The organism is Pseudalkalibacillus sp. A8 (assembly GCF_045920555.1).
In the GTDB taxonomy this organism is placed as follows: Bacteria; Bacillota; Bacilli; order Bacillales; family Fictibacillaceae; genus Pseudalkalibacillus.
On record NZ_CP174509.1, the window covers coordinates 2,235,309 to 2,251,435 of the forward strand.

The window sequence follows — 16,127 nt, forward strand, 5'->3', positions numbered from 1 at the left end:
GATTGGAAGAAGTATATTCAAGAAAAGGGCAATTACAAATTGTAAAATGAGTGCTTCTAACATACCAAAGGTGAAATTAAACTTTTCTCTATGTACATCTGTATGAACTGTCCCCAATAACCCTACTATTGTCATTATCTTTATTACCCCTTCTTACTAAATGTTCTCGTTCAACCTTTTATTCCACTAAAAAAGACACTTACCTGCTTACAGATAGTGCCAGCATTTTTTATACAAGTTTTAGTAACCAAAAATACTTCTCGGAATAATCTTCAATATAATTGTCGCAATTGGAACATTTCTTTCCTTCTGAAGCACCACTATTTTCTTTTTCATATTGTATTATATTGACTAAGTCCATTGGTTCATAACAATATGACAAACAGCTTGTCCATGAATTGTGGTAGGTAGGTCTTGATCTTCATCAGAAGGAACCAGAGGTTTTACTTTAATGAATCCACTTATCCAGTGAAGAAGGGGTTAGATCATACTCTCGAATGATTTCCTTAGTGAAAGAAGTAAAGCGATCCATGTTAAATTTTGATATACAGTTGGATTTGAACATAACTATTTTTACGTCAAAACGTTATCGAAGCTTAAAAACATCAATTTCAAATATCCGTTAATCTAACTTTAAAAAAGGCTTGTAAATAAGACTTGAAGGATAGGCAGACAGTAGAGGAGAACGAATATACCTTGCTGTTTTTTTGGTCTGGGAATACATGTAGGGGAATTGTGAAAGACCTTGATAATCATGAAAAATTGTGATAAGTTAATATGGATATAAGTAAATTTTGAAAAATTAAACATATTATCCCTATTTTAATTTTACATTATAATCAACCTCTAGTCAACCCCCTATTAATATTTTAAATTTTTATTAAATCGTCGAGATTCCAAAGAGAGGAGGCTTGTGGTCTGCTCGTGGAAAGGCGAGTGGCTTTTCCCAATACCAACATTAAAGGTTAACAGCGCTATTTTGAAAAGGAGTGCTTATATGAAAAAAGGACTTCATATGGAACAAGAAAGATTGGACAGTGTAATGGAAACGATCACGGAGCAGATCGGTAAGCTGGAAGATGAAAAAGATCTGCGTCAAGAAGAAGTGATCGATATTCGGAAGCACTTTTGGGAAGATGTCAAGGTTAACACCGATACCTTCGATGATTATCTTGAGACTATCATCAGTTTGAGGCAGCAGGCCCAAAACCTGTCTGTTAGGCAAAGTACTCATAAACAATCCGTCAAGCGCTTGTCCGCGTTACGACGTATGAAGGAGACACCATACTTCGGCCGGATTGATTTTAAAGAAGATGGAGAATCCACTGTAGAAAATATCTATATCGGAGTCTCAACCCTTACGGATGCAAATGGTGAAGACTTCCTGATTTATGATTGGAGGGCACCGATTTCAAGCGTTTACTATGATTACCCGCCTGGTCAGGCTGAATACGATACACCAGAAGGCATTATCAAGGGTTTTCTGGAAGGAAAGTGGCAATATATCATTCGTGACGGAGCCATTGAGTCGATGTTTGATACCAGTATCACCATTGGGGACGAGATTTTACAGAAGGTACTTGGTAAAGGTACAGACAAACATATGCATAGCATAGTAGCCACCATACAACAGGAACAAAACAGGATCATACGACACGACCGTGGGCGGCTTCTCATCGTTCAAGGTGCTGCTGGAAGTGGTAAGACATCAGCCGCTCTACAACGTATCGCTTACTTGCTTTATAAATATCGTGAGTGGCTGAAAGCTGATCAAATCATCCTATTCTCGCCCAATACTATGTTTAACAGCTATGTATCCACAGTTCTGCCCGAACTTGGCGAGGAAAATATGCAGCAGGTCACTTTCCAGGAATACCTGGACCATAGGTTAGGCCGTACATTTCAAGTCGAGGACCCTTACGAGCAATTGGAATATGTATTGACAACAGCTGATTCCGCTTCTTATCGGACTAGGACAGAAAGTATCCGATTCAAGGCATCGACCCGTTTTTTCGAGATGATCAAGACCTATAGGCAATCACTTGAATCAACCGGCATGGTCTTTAAAGGAATCAACTTCAGAGGAAAACCAATCATCTCAGTCAAAGAAATGACAGAAAGGTTTTACAACAATGATACCTCGCTCCGCTTTCACAATAGACTTGAAAAGTTGACAGAATGGCTGAACAAAAGACTCGATGAATCTGAAAAGCTCGAACGGAAAAAACCATGGGTAGAGGAAGCAATCGAGTTACTTAGCAATGACGAATACCAAAAGGCCCATGCCTACTTACGGAAAAAACGTGGCTTTAAGGAAGGGTCGTTTGACGAATATGAGATGGAAAGAAATGCGCTGGGCAAGTTGATTGTTCGAAAGAAATTCAAACCTCTGCGGAAACGGATCAAGACGCTACGTTTTATCAATATAACTGAAATTTATAAGCAGCTTTTCACTGATCAAACACGGGATAAAGCTTGGATGGAAGGAAAGGTACCTGATGGGTGGGCGGATATTTGCTCATTGACTGTGAACATGCTGGATGAACGCAAATTGTTACATGAGGATGCAACACCATTTTTACTTTTGAAAGAGCTGATTCAAGGCTTTCAGACGAACAGTTCGATTAAGCACGTACTTGTTGATGAAGCACAAGATTATTCTCCATTTCAATTTGAATTTTTGAAACGATTGTTTCCTTTTGCAAGGATGACAGTTCTCGGTGACTTTAACCAAGCGATATTCGCACATGCCAGTGAAAGAGTTGATTTCAATACGCTTACCGGTTTATACGGATATGAAAAAACAGACGTGATCAACCTGACGCGCAGCTATCGATCCACAAAACCGATCGTAGAATTTACAAGAGAACTCGTGCCAAATGGTGAACGTATTCATGCTTTTGAACGGGACGGAGAAAAGCCTGAGCTGACCAGATTGTCCGATCACGTCGAACTGCATAGCTCCATTACTTCCAAAATAGCAGACTTACAAAATCGTCGGTATAATACGATCGCGATTATATGCAAATCCGCTTCAGAATGCACTGCTGCATATGATGCCCTGAGCAGTATTGACGGGATCAAACTCGTCAAAAGTGGACTGATTGAATACGAGCAAGGAGTAGTCGTCATCCCTGCGTATTTAGCCAAAGGCATCGAATTCGATGCCGTCATCATTTATGACGCATCGGAACATATGTATGGAGATGAAAGCCTGCGCAGATTGTTTTACACTGCTTGCACACGAGCCATGCACTACCTGCAGATTTATACTGTAGGCGAACCGAGCCCTTTTTTACTCACTGTAGCTCCAGAGAGGCTTAGTTAGAAAAACGGAAGAGGAATTTAGCTTTATGAGAAAGGGTCTTTCTGATGTTGTTTTCAATACAGACTTTTTCTTCACTTGGCTTACTTTAAAAGTCTTACTGAATCGTTTGTAATAAAAAGGATTAAGGTGTTACCACTTATTTAAGTAACGGATGCTTTAGAAAAAATTGAGGAGTCTTTCGGCAGCTGTATCGCATTCTTCAATCCCAACAACGGGCGCGTTTTTGGAGTAATAAAAAAAGTCCGATTTCTCAATTTTATTACTGAGAAATTGGGCTTTTTCTATTGGAATTTCCTTAATGTTGAAAATCCGTATTTCCTGAAACTACACCTTTATGGAAAGGGAGCAAGTTTATTGTATTAAATTGGAAAGAGGAAAAACCATTGACCAATTTTAAGGTTAATAGTAGGGAACGAATGCTTGATTAAATGAGATGAACCAATTGGAATATATAGGGACTTTAGTCCTTTTATTATTGGTTGTATATTTTTTCTGTTCAAGATTCATGGAGGATCGTCTGAACCAAAATTTCATATTGGTCAAATTTCAATACAATATATAAAGGAAAATCAGAAGAGTATGCAGTAATCAATAGAAAACCATCATTTTATCATCCATTCGCTAAGGAGGTCGATACTATGTACGAATTGAAAACGAGAGAAAATGACAATAGTGTGATTGAATTCATTGAAAACGTCGACAGTGTTAAGAAGCGTGAAGATGCTTATAGGCTGCTAGATATCTTTACTGAGACGACAGGGTACAAGGCGAAGATGTGGGGACCGAGCATAATCGGATTTGGTTCTTATCATTATAAGTATGAATCCGGCCATGAAGGCGATGCACCACTAGTCGGTTTTTCACCAAGGAAAGCAAAGATCAGTTTATATTTGGCACCTGGTGATACAAAACGAGACGAGCTGTTAAAAAAGTTCGGTAAACATACGACAGGGAAAGCTTGTGTGTACATAAACAAAACAGAAGACATTGATGAGGCTGTATTGAAAGAACTGATCATACAATCTGTAACATTTTTACAAGAAACTTATCCTGAAAACAGAAGATAAAAAGAAGGGCAGTCCATATTGGGCTGCCCTTTACGGTTTTTTATTAATTTTAGGATGATGACGATCTTAGTTTGAGGTTAGAATAGCCAGTTGACAAGAAAACTGATGACAACGATTGCTCCAATGATCATTAAGATTGTACGTAGCATAAATAACTTCCTCTCTGGTTTCGAATTTTACTGAAACTTTTTGCAGTTTAATTGCTTAGTTGTATAATTCACTACTCTTGATAATATTAAACCTTTTGCATAAAGCTTTTAGAAAACCAGATTATTGTGGCTCCGATACATCACCGTTCAAATTAGATTTGCTGGCTTTCTCGGTTTAGAAGTAGTGCAAAGCTGTCAATAGACTTTTTAATGAAAGCTCTTTTATACTTAATTGTTGTTTTTGCGAAATTTACTCCCTTTCCGCGGGCTGAAGAAAAGCGGTTCGCTGAGCTGGACATCACTTCTCTACATCCAAACTGCGGGGTCTCGCCTGGCTCACTTTTCCCGCAGGAGTGTCGCGAATTTTTGCTAAAAGCAATTTTCTACATTACATTTACCAAAATGAAAAAAACCACAGAGAAAATGAAAATTCTCCATGGTTATATTTTTTATCTTTTTCTCAAACACCTGTTCTGTTCCGTCAGTGTCAATAAATTGTGGACAATGGTATGAAAATCCAAGATGTCCAAAAATTTAAGAGGACATCTATTCCGTTTAGTAGGTAAAAGGCGGCTGATTTTTAATGAATCTCACCAAATAAGGTCTCTGGTGTCCTGAATTTTTTGTATAGCTTGAGGTTTTTGGGAATTATGGTCTCCTGTGCTAAAAGTTGTTGTGAAAATTTTTGGGTTAGCCTCGCGTGAAAATCTTTCACACGAATGAGCTGAAAATCAACAATAATCTATATCAGAGCTTTTTTAAAATGGAAAAGAATTCACTCACGTACGGCCTTGCTGCAAGTGGTAGACTAAGCTTTCATCCGGAGTGACGTAAAGTGTTTTTTGATTATCGTAAGTTACAAAACCTGGTTTTGAACCGCTCGGTTTTTTTACATGTTTGATATATGTGTAATCAACAGGAACAGAACCGGAATGCTTTGCTTTACTGAAATAGGCTGCAATATTCGCTGCTTCCATCAAAGTCCTTTCATCTGGATTGTTGCTCCGGATGACGACATGGGATCCAGGGATATCTTTCGTATGAAGCCAGATGTCGTTTGGGTTTGCAAATTTATTGGTCAAGTAATCATTCTGCTTGTTGTTCTTACCGACCCAAATGTCGATGTCTGAAGAAGAACGATAATGCTCGATCGCCGGCTTTTGATTTTTCTTCTGTTTGGACCGCGCCTTTTTCTTTAAATAATGACCCTCTTCCAATTCTTCACGAATTTCCTCTACATCGCTTGCTGAAGCTGATTCCAGTTGTTGTAACAAAGACTCCAAATATTTGATTTCGTCATTTGTCTCTTCTATTTGTTCATGGACATATTGAATGGAATTTCTCAGTTTGTTATATCGCTTGAAGTAATGCTGGGCATTTTCCGAAGGAGTCTTTTGATTGTCAAGCGGAATCTTGACTGTCCCACCATCTTCATCATAATAATTCGGCAATTCTGCTTCTTTCATCCCTCTGCTGAGCTGGTAGATATTCGCGGTGATCAGTTCTCCATATAACTTGAATGTTTCTGCTTTTTCGGAATTGGATAAAGTTTCTTTCAGCTTCGGGAGTTTCTGTTGATTTTTCTTCAATTCATTCCTTAAGAACTTCTCTAAATCAGTCGCCTGTTGTTTGACCCGGTCTCTTTCTGCTTTCCCGAAAAAATATCGATCCAACAAACTGCTGATTGTTTCAAACCGAGTCTCTTCTCCACTTAGATGGGTCAATTCGATGACAGAGAAAAATTCCTTCTTGTCGGTGACAATCATCACCGGGTGATAGCCATGGTTTTTCACATCATTCATAACGGTGATGAAGGAAGAAGCTAATGAACTACGATCCCCCAATTTCGCCCTTGAAATGATTTCAGTTGCTGCAAGCGGTGAAATTCCTTCAAATTTTTGTACGATCTGTCGATCAAGCTTACCAGTGTTGAAATCGAGTTTACGTATGAAGGTATCTTCATCTGCGTCTAACGGATTTGTTTTGTTCTGTGCTGGTGGGAAGACGTATGGACTTCCTGGCAGCAGGGTACGATGTCTATTTTGTGATGGCGGGATATGCTTGACACAGTCCAGTATGATGTTCGAATCCGCGTCTACTAAAGAAATATTGCTATGTCTCCCCATGATTTCCACGATCAGAATTTTATGTGTAATATCACCGATTTCATTTCTTGATGCAATATGGAAGGTGACAATTCGCTCGAGGCTAGTTTGGTCGATACGGTCTATGACCCCGCCTTCCAGATGTTTACGGAGCAGCATGCAGAACATCGGAGGTACTTTCGGGTTTTCATATTGCTGTTCAGTGATATGGATTCTTGGAAAACTGGCATTTGCTGATAATAGAACCCGTTTTGATTTCCCTTTTGAACGTATGACAAAGATCAACTCTGTCGGGAACGGTTGATAGATTTTTGTGATTTTTCCTTGTGATAGATGTTCAGTGAGTTCGTGTGTAATAGCTCTGGTCATGATTCCGTCAAAAGACATATGCTTCACTCCAATTTATTTGAAAAACTATTTTACTCTTGGATGATAAGTTCGAACAAGAAAGAAACCCCCGTATTAGAAATTCTTCTTTTTCGATAGAAGGACTTTCAAATTCCCGTTCCATTATAGCATTTTTTAGGACAATCCTGAATATAGATGGCTTGTATAAGAAGGTTTAAACGGGGTGGAAGAATGAAATGGTATACGTTCTCAACTTCAGAAATTGAAAAAAAACTTCAGACGAGCATTACAACAGGTTTGACTGAAAAAGAAGCTAAAAAACGATTCGCGAAGGACGGCCCCAATGAACTCCATCAAGAAGAAAGAATGTCTGCCATCATCGTATTTTTAGCACAATTCAAAGATTTCATGGTGCTTGTATTATTGATAGCGACCTTGATCTCTGGAATTCTTGGGGAGTACATGGACGCCATTGCAATCATGTTGATTGTATTCGTCAATGGGATCTTAGGCTTCCTCCAAGAACGGAAGGCAGAACGCTCACTGCAAGCGTTGAAACAGCTTTCCAGCCCGAAAGTCCAGGTTTTACGGAATAAGGATTGGGTCACCATCCCTTCCCGAGAAGTCGTAATAGGTGATATCATCCGATTTTCTGCTGGTGACAGGATCGGGGCTGATGTCAGATTGATCGAAACGAAATCCTTATCAGTGGAAGAATCGGCACTTACTGGTGAATCAGTACCGTCTCAAAAAAATGGGGCAGCAAGTTTGCAAGGTGACCATGAACCTGGTGATCAAGAAAACATGTGTTTCATGGGCACGCTCGTGTCCAACGGGAGAGGGACAGGGATCGCCGTCGGTACTGGTATGAATACGGAAATGGGGAAGATCGCCCACCTGCTGAAAAGTGAAGAAGGAATGCAGACACCACTGCAACGGCGTCTTGAACAGCTTGGGAAAATTCTCATTTTAGTTGCCCTGTTACTGACCGCCCTTGTTGTCGCCATCGGAGTCATACAGGGCCATGATTTGTATACGATGTTCCTTGCTGGTGTCTCATTAGCGGTTGCTGCAATTCCTGAAGGACTCCCCGCTATCGTGACGATTGCGCTTGCATTAGGTGTCCAAAAAATGATCCGTCGGCGAGCGATCGTCCGTAAGCTCCCTTCAGTAGAAACGTTAGGTTGTGCTACTGTCATCTGTTCTGATAAAACAGGAACACTTACTCAAAATAAAATGACAGTGACGGATGTTTGGAGCAGCGGGAAGACTTGGCAGGTCACTGGAACAGGTTTCGAGTTGACAGGAGACTTTTTGAAGGGAAACCAACAGATCGAAGTCGATAAGTCTCCAGCATTAAAACAGCTTTTGACCTTCGGAGTACTTTGTAACAACGCTTCGATAAAATTTTCTGAAACGAAAGGTCGTAACGAATATCAGATCAATGGAGATCCTACCGAGATTGCTTTACTCATCGCTGGTCAAAAAGCGGGATTGAGTAAAGAGGCTTTACAAGGATCTTACCAGATCAGCGATGAGTACCCATTTGACTCTGAACGGAAGATGATGAGTGTCCTCGTACGAAATTCAGATAATCAGGAATTTATCGTGACGAAAGGAGCTCCAGATGTCGTTCTATCCAGATGTGGTAACATCTTATGGAATAACCGTCATGCGTACCTGGATGATTCGAGAAAAAATGGGGTCCATCAAGCAGTTGAAAGAATGGGCAGCCGAGCTCTGAGAACGATTGCTGTCGCCTATCGCCCCTTGAAAAAAGGAGAGAGGGTGATTTCATCATTCGAGGCAGAATCTAACCTGACTTTCATCGGTTTGCAAGGGATGATCGACCCTCCGAGACCAGAAGCGATCGAATCAATCCGCGATTGTCAGCAGGCCGGGATCAAGACTGTTATGATCACAGGGGATCATATTGTAACCGCAAAAGCAATTGCCCGCCAGCTTAATATGATCCCGGATCATGGAAAAGTGATGGAGGGTAAGGCATTGGCATCAATGTCTGTTGAAGAGTTGGAGGAAGTAGTGGATGATGTGTATGTGTTTGCCAGGGTCTCACCGGAACATAAACTGAAAATCGTCAAAGCACTGCAAAATAAAGGTCATGTTGTCGCGATGACTGGCGATGGTGTGAACGATGCGCCAGCCATCAAGGCAGCGAATATAGGGATCTCGATGGGAGAATCAGGAACGGATGTCGCCAGAGAAGCTTCCTCCCTAATCCTATCTGATGATAACTTTGCAACGATAAGGGCAGCTATTGAAGAAGGTCGCAATATCTATGAGAATATCAGGAAGTTCATAAGATATTTGCTTGCATCGAATGTTGGAGAAATCCTGGTCATGTTATTCGCGATGCTGCTTGCTTTACCTCTTCCCCTTGTTCCGATTCAAATTCTATGGGTGAACCTTGTTACGGATGGATTGCCTGCAATGGCGCTAGGGGTTGACAGCGCTGAAGAAAATGTCATGAAGCGGGTGCCGAGATCAACGAAGGAAGGGGTTTTCTCACGAGGGCTCGGCTGGAAGATCATCAGCCGCGGGTTCCTGATCGGCCTTGTCACGATCATCGCCTTCTGTATAGCCTATTTTGAAAACCCTGAGAATCTGGTAAGAGCCCAAACGATAGCATTTTCAACTCTCGTAATGGCTCAATTGATCCATGTCTTCGATTGCAGAAGTGAACGGTCGGTCTTTCACCGTAATCCGTTCGGCAACATTTATCTTGTGTGGGCGGTCATATCGTCTGTGGCATTGCTGGCCATCGTCGTCTATTATCCACCGTTGCAACCAATCTTCCATACTACTAGTCTTAATGTAAGGGAATGCCTATCAGTCCTTGGTATGGCGGCATTACCGACTTTTGCACTCGCTGGCTCACATCTATTCACTAAAAATAAATATAAAGACCAGGCAATCAGGCAATCGTAGTCCAAATAGTAATTCAGAACGGGCTGTCCCAAAACAATAGTGTCAGACACTTATGGGACAGTCCCTTTCTATTCCGGCTGAAGTGTCTGGAAATGATAAGAGTGTTAAATCTTTCATATTCTTGTCCACTGTTGTAAAATTGTATAGAATAGTACAATGGATGTGATAATGTGATTAAAAGCATGACCGGTTTTGGAAGAGCATGCATAGAGCATGAACAATACACGATCACTACAGAAATCAAATCCGTAAACCACCGTTTTACAGAGGTTCATGTACGGATGCCCAGGCAGCTGACGATCATAGAGGACAAAATCAAGCGTTGTGTGACAAAATACATAAAACGAGGCAAGGTTGATGTATGGATCAGTGTTGACGGTGAAACGGGTGTGGAAAGGGAATTGACAGTCGACTGGGCTTTGTTGCATCAGTATGTTTCTGCTCATGAGGCTTTAAATGAACGTTACAAGGTGGAAGAGCCAATTCGATATCACTCACTTCTCGCATTTTCAGATATCGTTTCCATTCATGAAAAAGAGAACGTGACCGATGAGTTTGCAGGTAAAGTTCTCAATGCTGTTGAAGAAGCGGCATCCCAATTGAGTGAAATGAGAGCAGAGGAAGGGAAGCATCTGGATAAAGATCTCAATCAACGATTAGATGTGATTGAAACGATCATCAAAGAAATCGAATCATTTGCTCCTGAAGTTCAGGAAGCTTATAAGGATCGACTATATAAAAGGATCAAAAGCCTTCATGATGGAACGGTCGAATTGGATGAAGACCGAATCCTTACAGAAGTTGCCATCTTTGCTGATAAATGCAGCATTGATGAAGAATTGATTCGGTTGAAAAGTCATCTTATCCAATTCAGGGACATCCTAAATGAAAGTGAATCTGTTGGTAGGAAACTGGATTTCCTTGTTCAAGAAATGAATCGTGAAAGCAACACGATTGGTTCAAAAGGAAATGATTATTCAATCAGTAAAAATGTTGTACAATTGAAAAGTGAAATAGAAAAAATCAAGGAACAGGTACAAAATGTTGAATAAGGTTTAACTATAACTATAGGGTTGTACGATAAGAAACTTGGATACGCTAGATATAGATAGCCAGGAGGGGTAACCTATGAACATAAAACTGATCAACATTGGATTTGGAAATATCGTCTCGGCAAATCGAATCATTTCAATCGTGAGTCCAGAGTCAGCTCCGATCAAGCGGATCATTACGGATTCCAGGACTCAGCATAAATTGATAGATGCGACTTATGGCAGAAGAACACGTGCGGTGATCATAACAGACAGTGATCATGTAATCCTTTCTGCTGTCCAACCCGAAACGGTAGCTCAAAGATTACTAAACAAAGAGGATTTAACTGAAGAATAGAGATTGACTGAGGTGTAAAGGTGAAGATGAAAAATGAGAGAGGAATTTTGTTCGTATTATCTGGTCCTTCAGGGGTAGGTAAAGGAACGGTAAACCGAGCATTGCGTCAACAATGGAATGGTTTGGAATTTTCGATTTCAGTTACGACTCGTAAACCTCGTGAAGGTGAGCAGAATGGGGTCGATTACTTTTTTAAATCACGAGAAGAATTTGAAAAGATGATTGAGCAGAATGAATTGCTTGAATGGGCAGAATATGTAGGAAACTACTATGGAACCCCCCTGCATTATGTAGAAAAGACGTTGGCTTCGGGTAAGGATGTACTCCTTGAGATCGAAGTTCAAGGCGCTCTACAGGTAAGAAACCTGGTACCTGAAGGTGTTTTCATCTTCCTTGTTCCACCTAGCCTTGCTGAGCTTCGAAATCGGATTGTAGGCCGAGGGACCGAAACAGAAGAGTTGATCAACAATCGGATGACCGTGGCTAAAGAAGAGCTTGAAATGATGGATCATTATGATTATGTAGTTGAAAATGATGAAATACAAGCTGCCTGTGATCGTATCAAAGCGATTGCGATTGCTGAACATTGCAAGAAAGATCGAATCAAAAAACAATACTTGAGATTACTGGAGGTTGATTAAATGCTTTATCCTTCAATCGATTCTTTGATGGAGAAATTAGATTCAAAATATACACTCGTTACAGTGTCATCTAAACGAGCGAGAATGATTCAACAGTCATCAAAACCGTTGGTAGATGATCCTAAATCAAGTAAATTCGTGGGCATAGCTCTTGAGGAAATTCTCGAAGGAAAGCTAAGCTATGACCTAAACAAGCTAAAAGATTAGAGGGTTGGACCCGTTAAGTGTCTGACGTACTCCATATGTACAACATCTTGTTTCAACTTGTTGCACGGGAGACGCTGGCACTTTTCTTATGGGTCAGCCTTTTTTTAAAATATAAGCTCTATATAAAGCACAGTGACGTTTTTTTGCGATTTAGCTCATTCATGAGAAAAGATATACAGTATGACAATCCGCCATAAAAATATTATGTCTACAATAACTAGGTAGGGGATGGTTTCAGTGTCGAGCGGTAAAAACATTTTACTATGCGTGACTGGGGGGATTGCAGTATTTAAAGCAGCCGCCCTGACGAGTCAGATCAGACAAGCTGGTTATGACGTCAAAGTGATGATGACGAAGTCGGCTATGGAATTCGTGACGCCATTGACTTTCCAAACGCTTTCAAGAAATCCTGTGTATCATGATACGTTTGAAGAAAAAGATCCGTCTGGTGTCGCTCATATCGATCTCGCAGACTGGGCTGACCTTGTTGTCATGGCACCTGCCACTGCCAACAGCATCGGGAAACTCGCAAATGGAATTGCAGATGATATGATCTCAACGACATTATTAGCGACGACTGCTCCGGTTATGATCGCACCTGCCATGAACGTCCATATGTATGCTCATCCCGCCGTATTTGAGAACATGGAAAAGCTGGCGGACTTCGGACACCGCTTCATCGAACCAGGAGAAGGGTTGTTGGCATGCGGATATGTAGGTAAAGGAAGACTTGCAGAACCGGAAGAGATTCTAGCAGCGATCAACCAGTTTTTCAAGGAAGCAGCCAACCAAATTTTACAGAATAGACATGTTCTGATTACTGCAGGACCAACAAGAGAGCATATCGATCCAGTAAGATATTTTTCGAACCGATCAACTGGCAAAATGGGTTATGCACTAGCTGAAGCGGCCTTTTCACTCGGGGCAAAGGTTACGCTTATCAGTGGTCCATCTGTCCTTAAGGCACCATATGGTGTAGAACTTCTACGAGTAGAAACAGCTGAAGAAATGTATGAAGCTGTAATTTCACGCTATGAGCAGGCTGATCTGGTCATTAAGTCAGCTGCTGTGGCGGATTATCGTCCAAAGCTCACATATGATTCAAAATTGAAAAAGAGTGAGGGTGACGTTGCGATTGAAATGGAAAGAACCACAGATATTCTCAAGGAACTCGGTCGTTATAAAAAACATCAAGTATTAGTCGGTTTTGCCGCTGAAACCCATGATGTATCACGATATGCGAAGGATAAACTTGAGCGGAAAAATCTGGACATGATTGTGGCCAATGATGTCTCCCAAAAAGGTTCAGGGTTCGAAGGAGATACGAATCAGGTCTATATTTATGGCAAGGACGGACATGAACGGAAAAGTTTTTTATTATCAAAAAAACAGGTCGCAGAAATCGTATTGAAAGATTCCCTTCGCTATATGAAAGGATTGAATGAAAGATGATTGCTGGGGTGATTGTCGATGTTCCGGCAATGGGTACTGACCGTACGTTCGACTATCGCATTCCTGAACATTTAGAAGGGGCTGTCAGAATCGGAATGCGTGTCATCGTACCATTCGGTCCCAGGAAATTGACCGGTTTCGTTATCAGTCTTAAAGAGTCGTCTGAACATAAAAGACTTAAAAAGATTGAAGATGTAGTCGATCCGTCTCCGGTCATCAATGAAGAACTGATCGACCTTGGCAAGTGGATTGCAGACAACACATTGTGTTTCCTCCATTCTGCTTATCAATCGATGTTGCCTGCTGCTATGAAAATGAATTACACGAAGCGTATCCATATGACGGAAGGGACTGAACTGGAACGTTTTCCGGAGGATATCCAAGAGGCGCTTCAATCTGAAAAAGGTTTAAGATGGGATGAAGTCTTGAAAAAGGGGAAAGAGTGTGTCCGCCTCATTCAAAAAGGTTTGAACGAGGGGGAACTCGATGTCAAATATGAAATACGCTCTAAAGGTAAAAAGAAGAAGCAAAAGGTGATTACAATCAACAAAACAACCGGTGAATTACTGGAAGCTCGGGATGACATAACGAAACGTGCTCCAAAGCAGGCGGCCGTTTTGAATTATATACTGGAATCTGAACTACAAGAGATGCCTACCCAAACATTGATTGAGAAGACGGATTCCACAAGGGCCACTGTAAAGGGATTGATAGATAAAAACCTCCTGGTTGAATCGGATAAGGAATTATATCGAGATCCCTATCAAAACCGTGCGTTTGAAAAGACGATGCCTTTAACGCTTACAAATGAACAGAAGAGAACAATCGAGCCGATTTTGGAAGATATTAATACAGAGGCGCATAAGACATTTCTGATCCATGGCGTTACTGGAAGTGGAAAGACGGAAATCTATTTACAAGCGATCGAACAAGTCCTCAACCTTGGCAAGGAAGCGATCATGCTTGTACCCGAAATATCACTTACACCACAGATGGTACAAAGGTTCAAAGGGCGCTTCGGTTCAGAAGTTGCGGTATTGCATAGCGGACTTTCCGTCGGAGAAAAGTATGACGAGTGGCGTAAAATCCACCGTAATGAAGCAAAGGTGGTTGTAGGAGCCCGTTCTGCGATTTTTGCGCCTTTTAAAAAACTCGGCATCATCATCATCGACGAAGAACATGAGTCCAGCTATAAACAAGAAGAGAATCCTCGATATCATGCCAGGGAAATTGCCATCCAGAGAGGGAAATTCCATCAGTGTCCGGTAGTATTGGGCAGTGCGACTCCAACCCTTGAATCTTATGCGCGGGCACAAAAGGGAGTTTATACAATCGGCACACTCAATGAAAGAGTGAACAATAAAGATCTACCAAAGGCAGAAATCGTCGATATGCGTGAGGAATTACGCTCAGGAAATCGATCCTTGTTTTCAGAGGCCCTATTCGAGCGGTTGAAGGATCGGAAAGAGAAGGGTGAACAAAGTGTATTACTGCTGAACCGGCGTGGCTATTCGACATTCATCAATTGTCGGGATTGTGGCTATGTCGCCCAATGTCCGCACTGTGACATTTCCCTTACTTTCCATAAACGCTACAGTTCCCTGAAATGCCATTATTGCGGTTATGAAACCCAACAGCCTTCTCAGTGCCCCGAGTGCAATTCAGAACACATCCGCTTTTTCGGGACCGGTACACAAAAAGTCGAGGAAGAACTGAACCGGTTGATGCCTGAAGCCCGGGTGATCCGGATGGATGTTGATACTACTAGCCGTAAAGGGATGCATGAAAAGTTACTGAACACGTTTGCCGAGAAAAAGGCGGATATTCTGTTAGGGACACAAATGATTGCAAAGGGCCTGGATTTCCCGAACGTGACCCTTGTTGGAGTGCTCGCAGCAGATTCAATGCTACACCTACCTGACTTCCGATCCTCTGAAAGGACATTCCAGCTTTTGACCCAGGTAGGGGGTAGGGCTGGAAGGCATGAGTTGTCGGGTGAGGTGGTCATCCAAAGCTATACACCTGAGCACTATAGTATCCAGCTTGCTCAACATCACGATTTCCTTACCTTTTACAATAAGGAAATGCAAATCCGAAAATTACATCAATATCCTCCTTTCTATTTCCTGGCTCTGGTGACGATTTCGCACGAAGAATTAATGTACGTTGTGGATATATGTGAGAAAATCGCTGCACGGTTGAAAGAATCCCTAAGTTCACATGCGGTCGTTCTTGGGCCTGTAGCCTCACCGATTCCTCGTATGAAAGATAGATATCGTTACCAATGCGTGATAAAATACAAAAATGAACCAAGTTTAAAAGAAACATTGAACGAAATTCTAGTCCATTATCAGAAAAGGATGCAGCAGGATGGGTTGTTGATCAGCATTGATATGCATCCACAGACGATCATGTGATGAGGTTCAAAATAGCGACAGAATGATAAACTACAGATTTCTTCGTTACTCGGTTTTACCGGTCCTCATGTATTA

General features: G+C 41.4%; 11 protein-coding genes. 10 read left to right on the plus strand and 1 reads right to left on the minus strand.

The window, feature by feature from the left end:
• Window positions 1-997: 997 nt before the first annotated feature.
• The 3 genes from helD (at window position 998) to ACJROX_RS11655 (ending at window position 5,057) form a co-directional block, all read left to right on the plus strand.
• A complete protein-coding gene (gene helD / locus ACJROX_RS11645; RefSeq protein WP_408010926.1) occupies window positions 998-3,328 on the plus strand; it encodes an RNA polymerase recycling motor HelD in 2,331 nt (776 codons plus the stop codon).
• A gap of 638 nt (window positions 3,329-3,966) precedes the next feature.
• Entirely contained in the window at window positions 3,967-4,395 is a 429-nt protein-coding gene (locus tag ACJROX_RS11650; RefSeq protein WP_408010927.1) for a DUF1801 domain-containing protein, read from the plus strand.
• A 359-nt stretch (window positions 4,396-4,754) separates the two neighbouring features.
• Window positions 4,755-5,057 (plus strand): hypothetical protein, encoded by a 303-nt coding sequence (locus tag ACJROX_RS11655; RefSeq protein ID WP_408010928.1) that lies wholly within the window; start codon window positions 4,755-4,757, stop codon window positions 5,055-5,057.
• Window positions 5,058-5,323: 266 nt separating this feature from the next.
• Here the strand turns inward: ACJROX_RS11655 and ACJROX_RS11660 are convergent, their stop codons facing one another.
• Entirely contained in the window at window positions 5,324-7,036 is a 1,713-nt protein-coding gene (locus ACJROX_RS11660) for an NFACT family protein (protein WP_408010929.1), read from the minus strand.
• A 192-nt stretch (window positions 7,037-7,228) separates the two neighbouring features.
• Here ACJROX_RS11660 and ACJROX_RS11665 point away from each other — a divergent pair, with 192 nt between their 5' ends.
• The 7 genes from ACJROX_RS11665 to priA all read left to right on the plus strand — a co-directional run bounded on the left by ACJROX_RS11665 (window position 7,229) and on the right by priA (window position 16,052).
• Complete coding sequence (locus ACJROX_RS11665) at window positions 7,229-9,946, plus strand: calcium-translocating P-type ATPase, SERCA-type (protein WP_408010930.1); 2,718 nt, start codon at window positions 7,229-7,231, stop codon at window positions 9,944-9,946.
• A 170-nt stretch (window positions 9,947-10,116) separates the two neighbouring features.
• Window positions 10,117-10,998: a YicC/YloC family endoribonuclease gene (locus tag ACJROX_RS11670; RefSeq protein ID WP_408010931.1), complete on the plus strand. Its 882-nt coding sequence runs from the start codon at window positions 10,117-10,119 to the stop codon at window positions 10,996-10,998.
• 76 nt (window positions 10,999-11,074) lie between these two features.
• A complete protein-coding gene (remA, locus tag ACJROX_RS11675) occupies window positions 11,075-11,335 on the plus strand; it encodes an extracellular matrix/biofilm regulator RemA (protein ID WP_225065642.1) in 261 nt (86 codons plus the stop codon).
• 26 nt (window positions 11,336-11,361) lie between these two features.
• A complete protein-coding gene (gene gmk / locus ACJROX_RS11680) occupies window positions 11,362-11,976 on the plus strand; it encodes a guanylate kinase (RefSeq protein ID WP_408010932.1) in 615 nt (204 codons plus the stop codon).
• Window positions 11,977-12,183: a DNA-directed RNA polymerase subunit omega gene (gene rpoZ / locus ACJROX_RS11685; RefSeq protein ID WP_408010933.1), complete on the plus strand. Its 207-nt coding sequence runs from the start codon at window positions 11,977-11,979 to the stop codon at window positions 12,181-12,183.
• A gap of 237 nt (window positions 12,184-12,420) precedes the next feature.
• Window positions 12,421-13,635 carry a bifunctional phosphopantothenoylcysteine decarboxylase/phosphopantothenate--cysteine ligase CoaBC gene (gene coaBC, locus ACJROX_RS11690; protein ID WP_408010934.1) on the plus strand — a complete coding sequence of 405 codons (1,215 nt, stop codon included), beginning with the start codon at window positions 12,421-12,423 and terminating at the stop codon, window positions 13,633-13,635.
• Window positions 13,632-16,052 (plus strand): primosomal protein N', encoded by a 2,421-nt coding sequence (priA, locus tag ACJROX_RS11695; protein WP_408010935.1) that lies wholly within the window; start codon window positions 13,632-13,634, stop codon window positions 16,050-16,052. Before coaBC ends, priA begins: the two co-directional genes overlap by 4 nt.
• Window positions 16,053-16,127 lie beyond the last annotated feature (75 nt).

Bases quoted from the DNA above. Each gene is read 5' to 3' on its own strand.
- helD (WP_408010926.1), top strand. From the start codon at position 998: ATGAAAAAAGGACTTCATATGGAACAAGAAAGATTGGACAGTGTAATG.
- ACJROX_RS11650 (WP_408010927.1), top strand. From the start codon at position 3,967: ATGTACGAATTGAAAACGAGAGAAAATGACAATAGTGTGATTGAATTC.
- ACJROX_RS11655 (WP_408010928.1), top strand. From the start codon at position 4,755: ATGAAAGCTCTTTTATACTTAATTGTTGTTTTTGCGAAATTTACTCCC.
- ACJROX_RS11660 (WP_408010929.1), bottom strand. From the start codon at position 7,036: ATGTCTTTTGACGGAATCATGACCAGAGCTATTACACACGAACTCACT.
- ACJROX_RS11665 (WP_408010930.1), top strand. From the start codon at position 7,229: ATGAAATGGTATACGTTCTCAACTTCAGAAATTGAAAAAAAACTTCAG.
- remA (WP_225065642.1), top strand. From the start codon at position 11,075: ATGAACATAAAACTGATCAACATTGGATTTGGAAATATCGTCTCGGCA.
- gmk (WP_408010932.1), top strand. From the start codon at position 11,362: ATGAAAAATGAGAGAGGAATTTTGTTCGTATTATCTGGTCCTTCAGGG.
- rpoZ (WP_408010933.1), top strand. From the start codon at position 11,977: ATGCTTTATCCTTCAATCGATTCTTTGATGGAGAAATTAGATTCAAAA.
- priA (WP_408010935.1), top strand. From the start codon at position 13,632: ATGATTGCTGGGGTGATTGTCGATGTTCCGGCAATGGGTACTGACCGT.